Genomic DNA, 19,466 nt, shown 5'->3' on the forward strand with positions numbered 1-19,466 from the left:
GGGATGCGACACGGACCCATCGAACTGCGGCTCGTCCGTGCGAAGGATGCCCGTCCGCTGCAGCACGAACTGCTCGCGAACCGCTCCTGGTTGCAGCCGTGGGAGGCGACGGTGCCGTACGGCTCGGTGTCGTTCGACATGCGGCTCAGCATCCGGCGGCTGCTGCAGCAGTACCGTGACGGTTCGGGCTACCCCTTCGTCATGGAGTACGAGGGTGAGGTGGCAGGGCAGCTCAACGTCTGGGGAGTCGCCCGCGGGTCCCTGTGCTCGGCGACGATCGGGTACTGGGTCAGCGAGCGGTTCGCGGGGCGGGGCATCACCCCCACCGCCGTCGCGCTTGCCACGGACGCATGCTTCACCGAGTACGGCCTGCACCGGATGGAGATCTGCATCCGGCCCGAGAACGCTGCGAGCATCCGCGTCGTGCAGAAGCTCGGATTCCGCTACGAGGGTCTGCGTCGCCGGTACATCCACATCAATGGGGACTGGCGCGATCACTACGCGTTCGCGCTGACGCAGGAGGATGTGCCGCAGGGAGTGCTGGCGCGTTGGCTGAGCGGTCAGGTGCCGCCGGATGCCTCGACCGTGCCGCCCTCCGACCGCATCTCGTTCTGAAGAGACCCCGAACCGAGCGGATCCGAAAGGACTCGCCGCGACACGCGCCCTTCTGTACGGCCGCGCCGCCCCTGTGCCCGTAGCGTTATCACCATGGACGGGCCGGTGCTGAGTGGAGGAGTGATCGTGCTCGTCGCCGTGCTCCTGTGGATGCTCTATCTGCTCCCATCGTGGCGCGGTCGGTTCCAGTACAACGCCGCGGAGCGGAACGCCGTCCGCCTCAACCAGGCGCTGCGGGTCCTCGCCGAGACGAGCGAGACGCCGCAGGAGGTGCGTTTCGAGCTGAACGCGCGCACCGCCCTGGCGCAGCAGAAGCTCGCCAAGCGCGTGCAGTCGGAACGTGAAGCCGCAGAGCTCGAGTCGTTGCGGGAACAGCTCGCCGCAACCAGGGCCGACCCGGTGATCCGTCGTGCACGGGCGCGTCGCCGGGTGCGCATGGTGTCGACCATCTCGCTCTTGCTCGGCCTCGCTGCCGTCGGCCTCGGAATCTGGCAGCTCGTCATCGCCGGCTCCTCGCTGCTGCTGTGGCTCGGCGGCGCTCTGATCGTTCCCGCCGGTACCGCGCTTCAGCGGATGGCCGCCGTCGCTGCTCGGGCCGCGCGTGCCACGCAGGTCGTGCCCGCTCCAGTGGTCGAGCGGGCCGCTCCCGAACTGCATGATCAGGGCCGGGCGACCTGGACGCCGCGGCCGCTGCCGGAGCCCTTGGTCTCCGTCGCCGGGTCGCGCGCACAGGCTGCGCAGGATCAGATCGAGGCGCAGGAGGAACGTCGCAAGGCGGCGCGGGTGGCAGAGCTCCGCGAACGTGCCGAGCAGATGGCTCCCGCCGCGCCCACACCGCTTCCCGCCGCATCGTCGCCCTACGCGAAGATGGGGTTCGTCGACGACGCCGAGATCGAGGCCCACGTGCGCGAACTCCTCTCCCGCCGTGCCGCCGGATGATCGGACGGAAGCGAGCAGCCCTTTCGTCGTGATAGCGTAGAGGTGTTCACGGGCCTATGGCGCAGTTGGTAGCGCGCCTCGTTCGCATCGAGGAGGTCAGGGGTTCGAATCCCCTTAGGTCCACCGGGAAAACGCCCGGTCAGGCATGAGAGATCATGACTGGCCGGGCGTTTGGTTTCGACGCTCTCCCTCGCTGAGCGGGCCCCGCTCAGCCGGTGGCGACCTCGTCGGCGACGGTCAGCGCACCGTCGATCGCCTCCAGACCGCGTACCAGCTCGTGTTCATCGATCACCAGCGGGGGAGCCACGTGCACCCGGTTGAAGTGGGTGAACGGCCAGACACCGGCCCTCTTGGCCGCTGCGGCGAAGGCACCCATCGGGGCGGCATCCGCACCGGTCGCGTTGAAGGGGACCAGCGGCTCGCGGGTCTCCCGGTCGCGCACGAGCTCGATCGCCCAGAAGAGCCCGCGACCGCGGACCTCGCCCACGCTCGGGTGAGTCTGTTCCCACCGACGCAAGGTCGGTTCGACCACGCGCGCGCCCAGGTCGCGCACGCGCTCCAGGATGCCGTCGCGGCGGAACACCTCGAACGTCGCGACTCCGGCCGCGCAGGCGAGCGGGTGCCCGGAGTAGGTCAGTCCGCCGGCGAACGGCATCGTGTCGAACGCGCTTGCGATCCGATCCGAGATCACGACCCCGCCGAGCGGCACGTAGCCGGAGTTCACACCCTTCGCGAAGGTGATGAGGTCGGGGCGCCCGTCGAACGCGTCGATGCCGAACCATTCGCCGAGCCGACCGAATCCGACCATGACCTCGTCGGCGATGTACACGATCCCGTAGCGGTCGCACAGCTCGCGCACACCCTGCAGATAGCCGGGCGGCGGCACGAGCACGCCGTTCGTGCCCACGACGGTCTCGATGATGATCGCCGCGATCGTCTGCGGCCCCTCGAGCTGGATGGTCTGTTCGAGGTGCGCGAGCGCGCGCTCGGACTCCTGCTCCGGCGTCTCGGCGTGGAACGGCGAACGGTACAGGTGCGGGCCGAAGAAGCGCACCGCGCCCGAGTCGACGGTGTCGTTGGCCCATCGGCGCGGGTCCCCCGTGAGCGAGATGGCCGTCGACGTGGAGCCGTGGTAGCTGCGATACATCGAGAGCACCTTGCGTCGGCCGGTGAACTGCCGTGCCATGCGCACCGCGTATTCGTTGGCCTCGGCGCCGCCGTTGGTGAAGAAGACCTTCTCCATGCCGTCGGGTGCGACCTCCGCGATCAGGCGTGCCAGCTCACCGCGCACGTCGTTCGCCATCGAGGGCTGGATGGTCGCGAGGCGCCCCGCCTGCTGCTGGATCGCGGCGACCAGGTCGGGGTGCTGGTGTCCGAGATTCAGGTTCACCAGCTGACTGGAGAAGTCGAGGTAGGCGTTCCCCTGGTAGTCCCAGAACGTCGAGCCCTGACCTGTGGCGACGGGCAGCGGGTCGATCAGCGCCTGCGCGCTCCAGGAGTGGAACACGTGGCCGCGGTCGTCCGCGCGCACCTGCGCCTCGGCGGCGGGCGCGGGGAGCGGGTGGGCGGTCCCGTGGCGGTCCGTGAAGTTCGTCATCGTGAACGCTCCTGTCAGTGGTTGCTCGGGAAACCGAGGTCGATCTGCGAGGGGGTGTGGTCCGGCCAGCGAGTCGTGACGACCTTGGAGCGGGTGTAGAAGTGCACCGACTCGGGACCGTAGATGTGGGAGTCCCCGAACAGCGAGTCCTTCCATCCGCCGAACGAGTACGCGCCGATCGGCACCGGGATCGGCACGTTCACGCCGACCATGCCGACCTCGATGTCGAACTCGTACTGGCGTGCGGTGCCGCCGTCGCGGGTGAAGATCGCGGTCCCGTTGCCGTAGGCGTTCGCGTTCACGAGCTCGACGGCTTCGGCGTAGGTCTCCACGCGCACCACGGACAGCACCGGTCCGAAGATCTCGTCGTCGTAGACCTTCATGCCGGGGGCGACCTCGTCGATCAGGCTGACGCCGAGGAAGAAGCCGTCGGAGTCGAATTCCTTCTGCGTGCCGTCCACGACGACCTTCGCGCCTTCGGCACCCGCTCCCGTCACGTAGGAGGCGACCTTGTCGCGGTGTTCGCGCGTGATGAGGGGACCCATCTCGCTCGTGGTATCGGTGCCGGGGCCGATCTTCAGGCCGTCGATGCGCGAGGCGATCGCCGAGACCAGGTCGTCGGCGACATCACCCACGGCGACGAGCACGGAGACGGCCATGCAGCGCTCACCGGCGGACCCGTAGGCGGCGGAGACCGCGGCATCGGCGGCGGCGTCGATATCGGCATCCGGCATCACCACCATGTGGTTCTTCGCGCCGCCGAGTGCCTGCACCCGCTTTCCGGCGGCCGAGGCGCGCTGGTAGATCGAACGGGCGATGGGGGTCGACCCCACGAAGCTGACGGCGTTCACCCGAGGCGAGTCCAGGAGTGCGTCGACCGCCTCCTTGTCGCCGTTGACGACGTTGAGCACGCCGTCGGGAAGACCGGCCTCGGTGAACAGCTTCGCGATCCAGACGGCGGCGGAGGGATCCTTCTCGCTGGGCTTGAGCACGACCGTGTTGCCGCAGGCGATCGCGGAGGCGACCATCCACAGCGGCACCATCACGGGGAAGTTGAACGGCGTGATCGCCGCCACCACGCCGACGGGCTGCTTGACCGAGTGCACGTCGACGCCGCGGGAGACCTGCTCGCTGCGCTCGCCCTTGAGCAGGTGCACGAGGCCGGCGGCGAACTCGACGTTCTCGATGCCGCGTGACACTTCGCCCGCGGCATCCGCGAGCACCTTGCCGTGCTCGGATGTGACGATCGCAGCGAGCTCGGGGGTGCGCTCCTTGAGGAGCTGCCGCAGGCGGAAGAAGACATCGGCGCGCTTGATCAGGCTCGTCTCGCGCCATGCGGGCAGGGCGGCCGCTGCCGCTGCGATCGCGGATTCGACCTCGGCTGCCGAGGCGAGGGCGACGTGCGTGGAGACCTCGCCGGTGGCGGGATCGAAGACCTGGCCGGTGCGAGCCGCTTCGGCGGTCTCCACTCCGTTGATGACGTGACGGACGATGTCCACGGTGTTCCTCCGAGTGCTGAAGAAGTGATCTCGAACACTCTGACCGAGGTTCGCTACGCTGGTGTTTCTCAATGTTCACAGAGTCGTGGGGGCAATCGCGATGTCAATCCGTCAGGACTTTTCGTCGGATCGGACAGATCGTCCGATCCGTGCCACCGCGCTGCTCACGGTCGCCGAAGTCCTCGCGGAGCCGGTGATGCAGGCCGGCTCACCCGAGGTTGTCGTGGGTGGGGCTGCGCTCGAGGCCGAAGTGCGCTGGGCTCACGTCTCCGACAGCGCCGGAGTCGCTCGCTTGCTCGACGGCGGAGAACTGCTGCTGAGCACAGGGGCCGGCTGGCCGGAGGAGGCGGAGGAACAGAAGGCGTTCGTACGGGGGCTGCATCGTGCGGGTATCGCGGGGATCGTCCTGGAACTCGGTGTCTCGCATGCCCGGGTCCCTGATGTCATCGCGGGCGAGTGCGCCGAGGCAGGACTCGCGCTGATCGTGCTGACGAGCGAGGTCAAGTTCGTGACGGTGACCGAGGCTGTGCATCGAGCACTGATCGCCGCGCAGACCGATGCACTCCACGAGCGTCAGCGCCTGCACGAGCTGTTCACGGCGCTCAGTCTCCAGGGCGCCCCTGCCGACGTGGTGGTCGCGGAGGTCGCGCGAGCGCTGGGGTCTCCGGTGGTGCTGCAGAATCTGGCGCACGAGGTGATCGCGGTCGAACCACTTCGCGTGCCGGTCGCCGAGGCGCTCACGCGGCTCGCCGACGACGGGGAGCCCGTGCCGGTGCAGGCGCGGGGGGTTCGTTGGGGCACTCTCTCGGCGCTGCCGGGCCCCGCGCACCCCGCCGGGCGACTCACGGTGCTCGAGCAAGGGGCGACGGCGCTGGCCTTCGGATGCCTTGCCGACGGGGGCGACGCCGAGTGGTCGATCCTGGCGCAGAGCGGACTGATCGACGACCTGCTCGGAGCGCGGTTCGCGAGCCCCGCCGACATCGCCGCGCGTCTCGCCGCCGGCGGTTTCGTGTTCGACGGGCACCACTGCCACGGCATCGTCGCACGCGGTGCGGTGTCGGCGAGCGAACTCGCGTATCGTGCGCGTCAGGCCGGGTGCGCAGTGGTCGCGGCCGGTGTGGACTCACACGACGTCGCGCTGCTCTCCGTGCCGGCATCCGTGCCGTTCACAGACGTCATGATCTCGCGCATCGTCGGGCCCGACCGCACCGTGTTCGTCGGTCCGTCCGCGGAGGACGTCCTGGGGCTCCTCGCCTCGCTGCGTGTCGCGCGCGATCTCGCGGCGGGCGGTGATCATCCCGGCACGGGTCCTCGTGTGCGCAGGGTCGAAGATCGTCCGCTCGAGAGGCTCGTCGCCTCGTTGCGGGACGATCACCGGCTTCACGAGCACAGCGAACGCATGCTCGCTCCGCTCATCGCGCACGACAGGGAGCGCCGCGGCGACCTCCTGGATGTCCTGGCCGCGCTCGTCGCTCACCCCGGCAATCGATCAGCAGCTGCGGCGGCGAGCCACCTCTCCCGGTCCGTCTTCTACCAGCGCCTCACGCTGATCGCTGAGTTGTCGGGCGCTGATCTCGATGACGGCGAGACCCTCGCCGCCCTGCACCTCGCTCTCGCCGCACGGCGCAGCGCCGTCCACGGCTGAACGCGCCGTCCCCCTGACATCGAGACCCCCTCTCCGCGTCGAGGCCCCCGGCAGGTCGCGTGAGCTACCGGGGGCCTCGGCGACCGGAGGGGGTCTCGGCGCGACAGGACGCCGGCTACAGCACCGATTGCGCGCGGGTCAGCACATCGCGGAGGATCTGCTCGATCTCACGGAACTCCGCCGGACCCACCGTGAGCGGAGGTGCGAGCTGGATGACGGGGTCGCCGCGGTCGTCGGCCCGGCAGTACAGTCCGGCCTCGAACAACGCGGGGGAGAGGAATCCGCGCAGCAGACGCTCGGACTCCGCATCGTCGAACGTCTCCTTGGAGCTCTTGTCCTTGACGAGCTCGATGCCGAAGAAGTAGCCGTCCCCGCGGACGTCGCCGACCAGCGGCAGGTCGAGCAGCTTCTCGAGTTCCGCGCGGAAGAGTGGTGAGTTCTCCCGCACGTGGGCGTTGAGTCCCTCCTCGTCGAAGATCGCCAGGTTCTCCAGCGCGACCGCAGCCGAGACCGGGTGTCCGCCGAACGTATAGCCGTGCGGGAACGAGACGTCACCGTGCGAGAACGGCTCGTAGATGCGGTCGCTGATGATCGTGGCGCCGATCGGGGAGTACCCGCTCGTCATCCCCTTGGCGCAGGTGATCATGTCGGGCACATAACCGAGACCCGTGCAGGCGAATGTGTGGCCGAGGCGGCCGAACGCGCAGATCACCTCGTCCGAGACGAGGAGGACGTCGTGGCGGTCGCAGATCTCGCGCACTCGGGCGAAGTATCCGGGAGGGGGAGGGAAGCACCCGCCGGAGTTCTGCACCGGCTCCAGGAAGACTGCGGCGACGGTGTCGGCCCCCTCGAACAGGATCATCTCCTCGATGCGATCGGCCGCCCAACGACCGAAGGCCTCGAGGTCCTCGGAGGGTCCTCCCATCTCGGCCGCGCGGTAGAAGTTCGTGTTGGGGACGCGGAAGCCGCCCGGTGTGACCGGCTCGAACATCGACTTCATGGCGGGAATGCCGGTGATCGCCAACGCTCCCTGTGGCGTGCCGTGGTAGGCCACCGCACGGGAGATGACCTTGTGCTTGGTGGGCTTCCCCCGCAGCTTCCAGTAGTGCTTGGCCAGCTTGAACGCAGTCTCGACCGCCTCGCCGCCACCGGTCGAGAAGAAGACGCGGTTGAGGTCGCCGGGCGCCTCGTCGGCGAGACGGTCCGCCAGCTCGATCGCCGCAGGGTGGGCATAGGACCACAGCGGGAAGAACGACAGTTCGGATGCCTGCGCGGCAGCGGCCTCGGCCAGCCGTCGACGTCCGTGCCCGGCATTCACGACGAACAGGCCGGCGAGCCCGTCGAAGTACTCCTTGCCTTTCGCATCCCAGATCCGGTGGCCGTCGCCCTTCACGATGATCGGGACTCCGGACTCGGCCATCGTCGACTGTCGCGTGAAGTGCATCCAGAGATGGTCCTTGGCCATCGTCTGCAGTGCGGACTCGGTGGGCGTGGCGCGGACGGTGTTCATCTGGTCCCCCAGTTGTAGAGCTGCTTCTGAAGCTTGGCGTAGATGAAGGTCTCGGTGGAGAGGACGCCGTCGATCGGCCGGATGGTGTCGTTGATCAGCGCCAGCAGGTCGTCGTCGTCCTCGCAGACGACCTCGGCGAGCACGTCGAAGGATCCGACCGTGATGACCACGTAGTCGACCGCATCGATCGCCGCCACGGCTTCGGCGACGTGGCGCGTGTCGCCGGAGACACGGATGCCGATCATGGCCTGACGAGGGAAGCCGAGCTGCATCGGGTCGGTCACGGCGACGATCTGCATCACGCCGGACTCGGTGAGCCGTTGCACCCGCTGACGCACGGCGGCTTCGCTCAAGCCGACCACGCGCCCGATCTCGGAGTAGGAGCGGCGGCCGTCCTCCTGGAGCAGCTCGATGATCGTCTTGGAGATCGCATCGAGAGTGGGGTGCTTCTTCATCGAACCCATGGTGCGATCTTCGCACTCGGAAGTGTCTCAAGCAACCGATTCCGCCGTACTGAGGGTGAAAGTCGGCGGAATCTGCTGTCTCGGCTCAGTTCTCGATCGGACCCAGCAACGCGCTCGCCGCGGTGGAGTGGGCGGATTCCGGGTCCGAGGGGTGGAACGCGCCGGCCAGCACGTCTCGGTAGAGCCGCGACAGTTCGTTCGCCGAGAAGTAAGAGCCGCCGCCCGCGACCAGCATCGCCTCGTCCACGACCTGCTTCGCCATCGTGATCGCGCGGTGCTTGACACCCGACAGCAGGGGGAACCAGCGAGCGCCGTGATCGACGCGGTCGTCGACGTCGCGCGCGAGCGCGGCGATCTGCGGGGGCAGAGCGTCGTAGGCGATGGCCATGTCGGCGATGCGCCAGCGGATGTCGGGATCCTGGCTGTACGCCGCTCCGCTCTTCTTGGACCGACGCTTCTGCGCGGTCGAGACCGCGAGTTCGAGGGCACGGCGCGCGATGCCGGTGTAGACCGATGCCAGCAGGATCTCGAACACCGAGAAGATGCCGAACACGATGGGGTCGGGGCTGGGCCCGGGCGAGATGCGGCGCACCACGTGATCGGCGTCCGCGACGGCGCCCTCCAGCCGAGTGGTCCGACTCTGCGTGGCCCGCATGCCGAGCGTGTCCCAGTCGTCGGATGTCGTCACCGCATCCGTGCGCTCGATGAAGGCGAACACGAGCTGTGGAGCATCAGCACTGGTCGTGTCGAGACCGTGCAGGCCCAGCTTCGACCACACCGGAGCGAGGGAGGTGAAGATCTTGGTGCCGGTGAACGCATAGCCCCCGTCGCCGTCCGGCACTGCGGCGGTGTCGCTGCCGAACAGGACCAGGTCGTTGCCGCCCTCGCTGATGCCGAAGGCGAAGACCTCGCCCGCGACCGCGCCGTCCTGCACGAACTCCAGGCCGGGGACGCCGCGATCGGAGAAGATCTTGGCGACGCCGGTCCACACCAGGTGCATGTTGATCGCGAGCGCCGTCGCAGGTGCGGCGCCCGCGAGTCGCTGCTGCAGGATCGCTGCCTCGGCGAGACCGAGTCCCGCGCCGCCGCGCTCCGTCGGCACCAGGATCGACAGGTAGCCGGCGTCGCGCAGCTCGTCGAGGTCCTGCTGGGGGAAAGTGTTCTCGCGGTCGTGGATCGGAGCGCGCTCGCGGATCCGGTCGAGGAGGTCGTCCGGGAGAAAGGCCCTGGGGTCGAAGTCGTTCATGCGCGTGTCTCCGTTCCGGCGAGGGCCTCGAGCAGCTGCCGGATGGATTCCTCCGGCCGGTCGCGGTGCAGCGAGTGGCCCGCACCCTCCACGACCGAGAGGGTGATGCGGGGGTTGGCGGCCAGCACCTCGGCGGCGAGATCGCCGGTGAAGATGCTGTACACGGCAGGGTCGGCGCCGATCACGTGCGTCGGGACGGTGAGCCGCGCGGCCGCGTCCCGCACGTCCCACGGCTGGTTCTGCCGACTGGTCTCCTCGACGGCCCAGGCGCTCGCGCGTCGGACCGCGTCGATCTTCAGCTCGTGGTCCTGCGGGTGCCAGTGCGGGTGCTCCTGCTGCACCACGTCGATGCGGTTCTCGGCGAACGCGCGCTCCTGGCTCTTTCGCACGATGCTCGCGTCGCGCCCGACGACGTGGATCGCGGGATCGATCAGCACCAGACGCCGCGTCCAATCCGGTGCCGAGGCAGCGGCGACCGTGCTGGATGCGCCACCGAGGGAGTGCCCGATCACGGCATCCCACGCTCCTCCGCCGTCAGGGGGCGTGGCGACGAGGTCGGACGCGTACGCCTGCACCGTGTAGTCGAGGGACCGCGGGGCATCGCCGTGTCCGCGGAGGTCCACCGCCGTCGCGTGCCAACCGGCCTCCGCGAGAGCGTCGCCGAGGCGCCACATGAGAGCGCCGGACGACCCCAGTCCATGCACGAGCAGGGCGCGGCGCGAAGCCGTCGGGTCTCCCCAGGCGAGCCGGGGCAGGGAGAGGGGAGCGGGCATGGCACCAGCCTACGACCGACTCGGATCCGCGGTCGCGGGGCCGGAGGACGCGGAAAGGGGGCGCGGCCTCGCGGACGCGCCCCCTCTGCGGCAACAGCGGTCAGTCGGTGCCGATCGCCACCAGCCCGGATGGGTACCGGTCGCGCGCCGACACGTAGATCTCGCCGTCCGTCGGGTTCACCGAGACGCCGTAGACCTTGTTGCCGTACGCGTGGGCGCTGAGCCGGGCGATCAGCGACAGATCGGCGGTCGAGTAGATCGACACTCCGCTCGCGTCGAAGGTCGTCGTCTGGTGCCCGGCGATCAGCCGCCCCGTGGCGGTGTCGACGGCGAGGGAGCGCAGGTCGGCGTTCGCCATCGGGATGGTCCCTGCGAGTTCCCACGTGCCTCCGGCGAACACACGCACGCCGTCCGTCGACCCGTCAGCATCGGCGGTGCCCACGTAGAGGCGGTCGTTGACGCCGTCCCACGCGATGCCGTGCGAGCGCCAGGCGGAGTCGCCGGCCGGCGTCACGGCGATTGCTGCGCCCGTCGCCGCGTCCATGATCTCCACTCCCGTTCCGCGCGTGGCGCCGAACACGAGACCTGCCTCCGGGTCGATGTCGATGCCGCGCACGTTGGCCGTGAACGCATAGGGTCCGCGCGTGAGCGCACCGCTGCTCGCATCCATCACCAGCCATCGGTTGGAGTAGGCGACGTACAGCTCGCCCTTCGCCTCGTCGAGCGCGACGTCTCGCACGCCCTCGTCGACCGCGGTCGGGGCGGGCACATCGAGCGTCCGCACCAGCGTGTCGGTCGTCGGGTCGATCTCCCAGACGCGCGCGGGGCGCATCTCGTTGCCGACGAACAGATGGCCGCTTCGGGTGTCGACCACCGACCCGACCGGACGTTCGTCCGATTCCTGGACGTCCGTCGCGGATGCGATCACCGACAGCGACCGCGCCGTGAACACCGGAGTCTCCGGGTCGGTCGGATCCGTTGGGTCGATCGGATCCGTCGGGTCGGTCGGATCCGTTGGATCGGTCGGTTCTGTTGGATCCGTCGGGTCGGTCGGGTCGGTCGGGTCGACCGTCCGCACGCTCACGGTCACGGCAGCGGCGGTGAGTTCCTCTCCCGGTGGGTTGAGGCGGAAGTCGCGGTTCGAGACGAACACGCGCTGGCGCTCCTCATCGATCGCGATGCCGTAGCCGTCCTTGCCGTATTGCGGGCCCACGAAGTCGCCCATCAGGGCGCCCGTGGCGAGGTCGTGCACCGAGAACCCGCCACGATCGGCCGTCGTGCCGGTGTAGCCGACGTAGAGCAGTCCGTTCGTCGAGTCGATGTCGACCTGACGAGGGTTCGGGCGACTCGTGCGTTCCCACAGCTTCGCGAATCCGTTCGACGCGTCGAAGGCCTCCAGGTTGATCACGTCCGTGAGGTCGTGGAATTTGGTGCTGACGACGGTGCCGGTGGTGGGGTCGGCGGCGACGTAGTAAGCGTCGGCGGTGCCGTTGATGACTCCGAGGGAGGCGCCGGTGGTGGCGTCGAGGACTTCGATGCCACGGGAGGGGACGGCGACGTAGACGTATCCGAGTTGGGGGTCGACGTCGATGGAGCGGTTGGATTCGATGGTCGGGAATGGTCCGCGGACGACCTGACCGAACGTGTCGGGCGCGATGGAGACGACGAGCCAGTTGCGGTTCTGCTGTCCGACGTAGAGGAGGTCCCTGTCGTCATCGATACCGAGGTCGCGGATGTTCTCGGGGAGGGTCATCTCGCCGAGGATCTGGTCGGTGTCGGGGTCGATCTCGTAGATCTTGCGTCCGTTCTGGTCTCCCAGGTAGAGCACGTCACGCGATTCCGAGTAGGCCACTCCCGCGGGCAGGCTCGCCTTCGACTTGTCCACCGACACCAGGTGTCCCGCCGACTCGTACGACAGCGCCTCCGGCATCACTCGCTCGCTCACGGTCACGGCGGCGGCGGTGAGTTCCTCTCCTGGTGGGTTGAGGCGGAAGTCGCGGTTCGAGACGAACACGCGCTGGTGCTCCTCGTCCACGGCGATGCCGTAGCCGTCCTTGCCGAAGGCGGGATCGGCGAAGTCGCCGAGCGCCTTGCCCGTGGCGAGGTCGTGCACCGAGAACCCGCCAGAGCCTGCACCCGTGCCGGTGTATCCCACGTAGAGCAGTCCGTTCGTCGAGTCGATGTCGACTTGACGGGGGTTGGCCCTCGTCGCCTTCGCCCACATCTTGGCGAAACCGTTGTCGGCATCGAACGCCTCGACGTTCACGACACTCGTGAGGTCGTGGAATTTGGTGCTGACGACGGTGCCGGTGGTGGGGTCGGCGGCGACGTAGTAGGCGTCGGCGGTGCCGTTGATGACTCCGAGGGAGGCGCCGGTGGTGGCGTCGAGGACTTCGATGCCACGGGAGGGGACGGCGACGTAGACGTATCCGAGTTGGGGGTCGACGTCGATGGAGCGGTTGGATTCGATGGTCGGGAATGGTCCGCGGACGACCTGACCGAACGTGTCGGGCGCGATGGAGACGACGAGCCAGTTGCGGTTCTGCTGTCCGACGTAGAGGAGGTCCCTGTCGTCATCGATACCGAGGTCGCGGATGTTCTCGGGGAGGGTCATCTCGCCGAGGATCTGGTCGGTGTCGGCGTCGATCTCGTAGATCTTGCGTCCGTTCTGGTCTCCCAGGTAGAGCACGTCACGCGATTCCGAGTAGGCCACTCCCGCGGGCAGGCTCGCCTTCGACTTGTCCACCGACACGAGCGAGCCTGTCACCTCGTAGTCGACCTCGCCGGTCGGTACATCGGGCGTGATTTCGCCGGGATCGGGGTTACCGCCGCAGCCGAGGCACGGCTGCACGGGACCGGTGGGGATCTCCTGCGGCTCGACACCGTCCGTGACGAGCTTGCCGTTCTCGTCCTTCGTGATCGTCACGCCGTCGAAGAACTCGCCGTCGGCGGTCCTCGATTCGTAGCGCAGGGTGCCCTCGCTGACGTCGACGAGCTGGTAGAACTGCTTGCCGCCGTCGAGGCGACGCAGGTGCGCGCCGTTCTCGTTCCACAGGCGCGGACCGTACTCGTACAGCTTCACGCTGGCGCTGGAGCCGACGTAGACCGGGCCGGTCGCGCTCAGTTCGGGGTCGGCACCTGCGGGGAGGTTCTCCTCGGCGGCGAGCGAGTTGCCGCGCCCGTAGGCATGGTCGTGACCCTGCAGGACGAGGTCGACGTCGTACTTCTCGAGGACCGGGCCCCATACCGTGCGGATGCCCAGGTTGTTGCGGCCCTCGTCGAGCGAGTACACCGGGTGGTGGAACAGTACGATCGTCCACTCGTTCGGGTTCTCTGCCAGCACGCCCTCAAGCCACTCGGCCTGCACGTGCAGACCCTCCTCGGAGACGATGTTGCTGTTCAGCGACACGAAGCGCACACCCTCGCGGTCGGTGTAGTACACCGTGCCGGCGAGTTCGTCGTAGATCGCGCCCTCCCCGGCCGGACCGTTTGCCGGGTACGGCAGCTGTGCGCGCCAGGTGCGGGACAAGCCGCCGTCATACTCGTGGTTGCCCGGGGTGGTGATGAGGTTCTGTGTGCCCAGGGAATAGGAGAACGCGTCGAACAGCTCACCCCACTGCGCATCCGCGTTCGCGTCGTTGACCAGGTCGCCGACCTGCACGACGACGTCGGCATTCGGGCGGTCGCGGAAGGCGTTGCGCAGCACGCGGGAGCCGTCGCTCAGGATGCCGTTCTGGATGTCGCCGAGGAAGATGAACGACGTGTTCTTGTCGGTTGTGCTCGCGGTGGCGAAGTCCTGCCATTCAGAGAAGTTCGTGCCGTCGCCGACGCGGTACATGTACTCGACACCCGGCTGCAGGTCGGTGAGTGTGGCCGAGTGCAGGTTCTGCGTGTAGCCGGCATCGGTGGCGACCGTCGTGTGCGCGGCGGTGGCTTCCCTCACGCCGCCCGGGTACGGGGTCGCCGTCATGGTGCGGTACTGCACGATCCCGCGGTCGGTCGTGGCTGCGGTGCGCCATGTGACGGTCTGCTGGGTGGTCGCGTCTGCGGCGGGGGTGAGGACGATCCGGTCGGGGATCGCCGACGGCTCCCACGCGGACGGGGCCGCATCCGCGGCCTGAGCACTCGGCGCGGGCGCGGTGAGCACGCCGGCCGACAGGAGCACGGCTCCCGCGAGGGCGCAGGCGGCGAACCGCCACGGGGTGCGGCGCCGCGTGAAGGGGGTGGTCATGAGATCAGTGCCTTTCGGGTTTCGATGAGCGGGCCGGTCACGCGGCGGAGCGGGAACGGGAGCGGAGGATCACGGCGGCTCCGGCCGCGGTGATGAGGATGCCGAACAGAGCGAGGCCGCCGCCGGCCCAGCCGGTCGCGGCGAGCGAGCCGCCGCCGTCGGCCGGACGGGTGACGATGATCGCGATGCGGCCGGTGGCCTCGGAGCCCAGGCCCGTCACGACGATCTCGTGCTCGCCCGGAGCCGTGTCGGCCGGGATGCGCACCGTCGCGGCAAGCGTGCCATCGGCATCGCTCGAGGCCACGGCGAGTTGCACCGGGGTGGAGTGAAGCTCGATGGACGCGCGCTCCTCCGGGTCCAGGCCCTTCGCCGTGAGCTGGAGCTCGTCGCCGGGCGCGACCTGCGCGGTCGAAAGGGTGATCGAGACGCCGTCGGGGTCCACGGGGTCAACGGGGTCAACGGGGTCGACGGGGTCGACGGGGTCGACGGGGTCGACGGGGTCGACGGGGTCGACGGGGTCGACCGGATCCGTGCCTTCCTCGAAACCCCAGCGTGTGGAGCCGGGACCGGCCGTCCAGGCCTCGTCGTCGCTCACGAGCTTGGTGCCGTCGTTCGTCTTCTCGATCGTGAAGGAGTCGAAGAGGGCACCGTCCACTGTGCGAGCCTCGACGTGGAACTCGTCGGCGGTCACGTCGACGGTCTGGAAGAGCTGCACGTCGCGACCGACGACCCGGAGGTTCGCGTCGTTCGCCGTCCAGTTGTTGGCTTCGGCGGGGTCAGGCACATACATCTTCGGTCCGGCGACGGACACGAGGTACACGGGCCCGGTGTGGCTCGTCTCCGAGTCGGCTCCGGAGGGCAGATGGCTCTCGTTCGCGATCAGGTTGCCACGCCCGTAGGCGTGATCGTGGCCCTGCACGACGAGGTCGACGCCGTACTCCTCGAAGAGCGGCATCCAGGCATCGCGCAGGACGGCGTTGTCGCGGCCGGACGTCACGGAGAAGATCGGGTGGTGAAAAGCCACGACCGTCCAGGTGTTCGGGTTCTCTGCGAGCTGATCCTCGAGCCATTCCGTCTGCGCCGTGAGGCTCGCGGGCGAGAATGCCTGGGTGCTGTTGAGCGTGATGAAGCGCACCCCCTGGTAGTCCACGGAGTAGACGGTTTCGCCGAGGTCGGCGCCCTGCGGGCCGTTGGCGGGGTACTCGAACTGGGCGTCCCAGTGCTTCGAGAGTTCGGGGCCGGGGTAATACTCGTGGTTGCCGGTGGCCGCGATCACGTTCAGGTACTGGTTCGAGAACGCGGCGGCCTCGTGCCACTCGCCCCATTCCGCATCCGACGTCTCGGTGTCGATTAGGTCACCGGCGTGCACGACGGCGCGCGCGTAGGGGCGCGCCTCGAACGCGGCACGCATCGCACGGGAGGTGAACGCCTTGTTATCGTTCTGCGCGTCGCCCTGCACCAGGAAGCTGAAGTTGCCGACCGTGTCGTCGGCGGTCGTGAACTCGAGCCATTCGCTCCAGGTCGCACCGTCGCCCACGCGATACAGGTACGTGGTGCCTGCCTCGAGCTGGTCCACGGTCGCCGAATGGTGCGCGATCTCGTAGCCGAAGTTCGAGGTGAACCCGGTGGTGGTTGCGGTGACGGTCCGCGCAGCGGCGGTGTCGACCGGCGTCGCGGTGAGCGGGGCGAGCTGCAGTTGCGGCGACGTCACGTCCGCCGAGGTGCGCCAGCTCACACTCTGACTCGTCTGCGGTGCGGCGGTCGGCGTGAGGATCACGCGATCGGGCGTCGCCGACGGCACGAAGACCGTGGCCGGGGCGACGGCCGGAGGGTTGAGTCCGCCGGCGGCGACGGCGACGCCGCCGCCGAGGAAGGTGAGTCCGACGGCGGCGGCGAGGCCTCCGGCGGTGAAGGCGGCGGTACGCCGCAGGGGGGTCAGGGATCGTGGCAAGCGCGCCATCGCAGGCAGCACCTTTCGTCGGGTGTTCGAGGTGGGAGGACGGCGCGCTGCGACAGGGTGGAAGAGGCGCCATTCGCGAAGCTACTAGCGCGTGCCAGAGCAGAGCGGCCCTTCCAGGCAGCCGTCATCCGCCGTTCATCGATCGCCGACGGGCGTTCACCGATCGGTTGCTTGACTCCGGTCGGCGTGATCCGAGCGCGTGTTCAGTGAAGGAACCCCGCGCGACGGGGAGAGGTGTCAGTCCAGCGGTGGGAGGTCGGCGGCGATCGTCAGCACGCGCGCGGCCGCGGCGTGGCCCGCCGAGAGACACGCGGCGAGGTCATCGCCGTCGAGGGTCGCGCTCAGGAAGCCGGAGGCGAAGGCGTCCCCGGCTCCGACCGGCTCGACGACCTCGACCACCGGTGCGGGAACGAACACCGGCTCGGCGTCGCCCTCGAAGGCGGTCGCACCCACGTCGCCGTCCTTGACGACCAGCAGCCCGCAGTCGGGCAGGAACGCGCGGATCTCCGCAGGCGAGACCGTCCCCCAGATGCGCTCCGCCTCGTCGCGCCCGACGAAGGCGATGTCGGCGGCGTCGGCCAGGCGGGCAAGGGTCGCGGCGGCGTCCTCCCGGTCCCAGAGCTGTCGGCGGTCGTTCACGTCGAAGGAGACGAGTGCGCCCGCCGCGCGCGCATCGACGAAGAGCCGGTCGGTCATCTCCCGGCACGATGCGGAGAGGGCGGGGGTGATCCCGGTGGTGTGCACGATGCGCACCCCCGCGAGCCGTGACGGCGCGAGGAAGCCGGGTTCCATGAGCGAGGCGGCTGATCCTCGACGGTAGTAGTAGACCGTCGACGTCTCGACACCGGGGTCTTTGAACATGACGCCGGTGGGGGAGGCATCGTCCCGCTCGACCCACAGCTCCACACCACGACGATCGAGCTCCGAGGCGATCCGGTCGCCCATCGGGTCTGCGCCGAGTCGCGACGCCCAGACAGCGCGGTGGCCGGTGGCGGCGACGCCGACGGAGACGTTGGCCTCCGCCCCGGCGAGGCCGAGCGACGCCTGCGAGGCATCGGCCAGACCGGCGTCGGTCGGGGTGATCAGCACCATCGACTCGCCGACGCAGACGATCTCGGGTGCGGAGGAAGCCGGAGAGGAGGGGGAGTTCATGAAGGGGTGACCGCCAAGGGTTCGGTGTCGGGATGCGGGCTCGCGTCGCGGTGACGCAGATCGGGGAAGGAACGGACGAAGACGATGGAGACGAGCAGACCGACCGCTGCGAAGATCGTGGCGGCGAGGTACGCGCCTCGCCAGTCGCTGACGTCGACGAGGAAGCCGGCGACGGCGGACCCGGCGGCCGCGCCGATCAGCTGACCGGTGCCGGCCCAGCCGAACGCCTCCGCGGTCTCGCTGAACTTCACGCTCGCGGTGGTGATGGCGAAGAGGACAGCGAGGGCGGGGGCGATGCCGATGCCGGCGAGGATCAAGGTGCCGCCGAGCCAGAACACGTTGAGCATGACCATCGTCAGGCCGAGTCCGATCGTGACGATCAGCAGTCGGCGTGCCATGGCCCAGGGGCCGATGGGGATGTGTCCGAACGCCAGGCCGCCCGCCAGGCTCCCCGCCGAAAACACGGCGAGCACGAGTCCGGCCGCCAGGCTTCCGTGTTCGAAGGTGGCCACCACGCCCACCTCCACGGCGGCGCAGGCCCCGATCAGCAGGAACCCGATCACCGTCGCCAGCAGGACCGGTGGTTTGAGGACGACCTTGCCCAGAGCATGCCGGCTGCGTGGGATGCGAACGCGCCCGACTTCGGGGGAGAGGATGAACCAGGCGCCGCCGAGGACGAGGACGATCGCGACGAGCAGAAGCCCCTCCGTGGTCCCGACCTGGGTGGAAACGAGCGTGATGACGACCGGCGCCAGCACCCAGATGATCTCCTGCAACGACGCGTCGAGGGAGAACAGCGGAGTGAGGTGGGAGGAGTTGACGAGCTTCGGGTAGATCGTGCGCACCGCCGCCTGGACCGGCGGCGTGGACAGCCCGGCGACCATCCCGAGCGCCATGTAGCCGGGCACGTCGAGGGGAAGGACCGCGAGGCTCAGTACGGCGAGGACGCAGACCGTGAGGGTGAGGGTGAGTACCCGTCGCATGCCCCAGGCGCCCATCCACCGACTCGTGACGGGACCTGCGACGGCCTGCCCGACGCTGGTCGCCGCGAGGACGAGCCCGGCCGATCCGTACGACCCGGTCTCCTGCTCCACGTGCAGCAGGATCGCCAGCGACATCATGCCGTTGGGGAAGCGCGCGGTCAGCTGAGCCGCGATCATGCGCGCCACACCAGGCGTGCGAAGAAGATCCCGATATCCCGCCACGAGATAACGGTACCGGGCCTCCGACGCGGTCGTGGAAGCGCTCGTGCGGCGACACGCCGCGACACGCCGAAGGGCGAATTCCACAGGAATCCGAATGTCCGAGGACCGGCGTACCGTGCCCCCTGTGGATGGATCGTTCACAGGGGCTTCCCAGCCGCGATTTCACGCGGTTCGCGCCCCTCAGGACAGGGCCTTCGCCTGTGGAGGAAACGGTGGAGAACCTGTGTTGAGGTCGTGGAGAACGGTGGATAACTACACGGATGTAACTACTACCCCTTGTGGTCGCCCCCAATGTCGGTCCCCATATGTAGTATTGAAGTCCCGGCAGGGGGTCTACCGGGAAACAGCCTGATGAGAAGCGGGCCAGAGATTTGAGGGGTTACGAAAAAGATGTCGATCACGGTCTACACCAAGCCTTCCTGCGTTCAGTGCAACGCGACGTACCGTGCCCTGGATGCCAAGGGCATCGAGTACGAGGTCCTCGACCTTTCCGAGGACCCGACGGCGCTCGAGCAGGTCAAGGCGCTCGGCTACCTGCAGGCACCCGTCGTCGTCACCGACGAGGGGCACTGGTCGGGCTTCCGTCCCGACAAGATCGACGAGCTCGCCTCTCGTCTGGCGTGACCTCCC

14 protein-coding genes and 1 tRNA gene are annotated in these 19,466 nt (G+C 68.7%); 5 read left to right on the forward strand and 10 right to left on the reverse strand.

All coding sequences use genetic code 11. From position 1 onward, the window contains the following. Nucleotides 1-3: 3 nt before the first annotated feature. The 3 genes from LC041_RS03680 (at nucleotide 4) to LC041_RS03690 (ending at nucleotide 1,677) form a co-directional block, all read left to right on the forward strand. Complete coding sequence (locus LC041_RS03680) at nucleotides 4-615, forward strand: GNAT family N-acetyltransferase (protein WP_226531594.1); 612 nt, start codon at nucleotides 4-6, stop codon at nucleotides 613-615. A 93-nt stretch (nucleotides 616-708) separates the two neighbouring features. Then, nucleotides 709-1,554 carry a hypothetical protein gene (locus tag LC041_RS03685; protein ID WP_226531595.1) on the forward strand — a complete coding sequence of 282 codons (846 nt, stop codon included), beginning with the start codon at nucleotides 709-711 and terminating at the stop codon, nucleotides 1,552-1,554. A gap of 50 nt (nucleotides 1,555-1,604) precedes the next feature. Next, a tRNA-Ala gene (locus tag LC041_RS03690) sits at nucleotides 1,605-1,677 on the forward strand. 85 nt (nucleotides 1,678-1,762) lie between these two features. Here the strand turns inward: LC041_RS03690 and LC041_RS03695 are convergent. Both LC041_RS03695 and LC041_RS03700 read right to left on the reverse strand, forming a co-directional pair. After that, nucleotides 1,763-3,151, reverse strand: coding sequence for an aspartate aminotransferase family protein (locus LC041_RS03695; RefSeq protein ID WP_226531596.1), 1,389 nt, complete (start codon nucleotides 3,149-3,151; stop codon nucleotides 1,763-1,765). A 14-nt stretch (nucleotides 3,152-3,165) separates the two neighbouring features. Continuing rightward, nucleotides 3,166-4,650: a CoA-acylating methylmalonate-semialdehyde dehydrogenase gene (locus tag LC041_RS03700; protein WP_226531597.1), complete on the reverse strand. Its 1,485-nt coding sequence runs from the start codon at nucleotides 4,648-4,650 to the stop codon at nucleotides 3,166-3,168. Between the two features lie 100 nt (nucleotides 4,651-4,750). Here LC041_RS03700 and LC041_RS03705 point away from each other — a divergent pair, with 100 nt between their 5' ends. Continuing rightward, on the forward strand, nucleotides 4,751-6,295 hold the full coding sequence (locus tag LC041_RS03705; RefSeq protein WP_226531598.1) for a PucR family transcriptional regulator: 1,545 nt from the start codon (nucleotides 4,751-4,753) through the stop codon (nucleotides 6,293-6,295). 115 nt (nucleotides 6,296-6,410) lie between these two features. On the opposite strand, the gene LC041_RS03710 is transcribed toward LC041_RS03705, so the two are convergent. The 8 genes from LC041_RS03710 to LC041_RS03745 all read right to left on the reverse strand — a co-directional run bounded on the left by LC041_RS03710 (nucleotide 6,411) and on the right by LC041_RS03745 (nucleotide 18,791). Further along, entirely contained in the window at nucleotides 6,411-7,805 is a 1,395-nt protein-coding gene (locus LC041_RS03710) for an aspartate aminotransferase family protein (protein ID WP_226531599.1), read from the reverse strand. Further along, a complete protein-coding gene (locus LC041_RS03715) occupies nucleotides 7,802-8,269 on the reverse strand; it encodes an Lrp/AsnC family transcriptional regulator (RefSeq protein ID WP_226531600.1) in 468 nt (155 codons plus the stop codon). Before LC041_RS03715 ends, LC041_RS03710 begins: the two co-directional genes overlap by 4 nt. Nucleotides 8,270-8,354: 85 nt before the next feature. Beyond that, nucleotides 8,355-9,515: an acyl-CoA dehydrogenase family protein gene (locus LC041_RS03720; protein ID WP_226531601.1), complete on the reverse strand. Its 1,161-nt coding sequence runs from the start codon at nucleotides 9,513-9,515 to the stop codon at nucleotides 8,355-8,357. Then, a complete protein-coding gene (locus tag LC041_RS03725) occupies nucleotides 9,512-10,288 on the reverse strand; it encodes an alpha/beta fold hydrolase (RefSeq protein ID WP_226531602.1) in 777 nt (258 codons plus the stop codon). The genes LC041_RS03720 and LC041_RS03725 overlap by 4 nt, the downstream gene beginning before the upstream one ends. A 100-nt stretch (nucleotides 10,289-10,388) precedes the next feature. Then, nucleotides 10,389-14,519 (reverse strand): metallophosphoesterase, encoded by a 4,131-nt coding sequence (locus LC041_RS03730; RefSeq protein ID WP_226531603.1) that lies wholly within the window; start codon nucleotides 14,517-14,519, stop codon nucleotides 10,389-10,391. 37 nt (nucleotides 14,520-14,556) lie between these two features. Then, nucleotides 14,557-16,470 (reverse strand): purple acid phosphatase family protein, encoded by a 1,914-nt coding sequence (locus LC041_RS03735; protein WP_226531604.1) that lies wholly within the window; start codon nucleotides 16,468-16,470, stop codon nucleotides 14,557-14,559. A 246-nt stretch (nucleotides 16,471-16,716) separates the two neighbouring features. After that, nucleotides 16,717-17,631 carry a sugar kinase gene (locus LC041_RS03740; RefSeq protein ID WP_226531605.1) on the reverse strand — a complete coding sequence of 305 codons (915 nt, stop codon included), beginning with the start codon at nucleotides 17,629-17,631 and terminating at the stop codon, nucleotides 16,717-16,719. Further along, entirely contained in the window at nucleotides 17,628-18,791 is a 1,164-nt protein-coding gene (locus tag LC041_RS03745) for an MFS transporter (RefSeq protein WP_226531606.1), read from the reverse strand. Before LC041_RS03745 ends, LC041_RS03740 begins: the two co-directional genes overlap by 4 nt. Before the next feature lie 435 nt (nucleotides 18,792-19,226). On the opposite strand from LC041_RS03745, the gene nrdH reads away from it, so the two are divergent. Further along, complete coding sequence (gene nrdH / locus LC041_RS03750) at nucleotides 19,227-19,460, forward strand: glutaredoxin-like protein NrdH (RefSeq protein ID WP_047519073.1); 234 nt, start codon at nucleotides 19,227-19,229, stop codon at nucleotides 19,458-19,460. The last annotated feature ends 6 nt before the right edge of the window (nucleotides 19,461-19,466 follow it).

The organism is Microbacterium paraoxydans (genome assembly GCF_020524545.1).
In the GTDB taxonomy this organism is placed as follows: Bacteria; Actinomycetota; Actinomycetes; order Actinomycetales; family Microbacteriaceae; genus Microbacterium; species Microbacterium paraoxydans_C.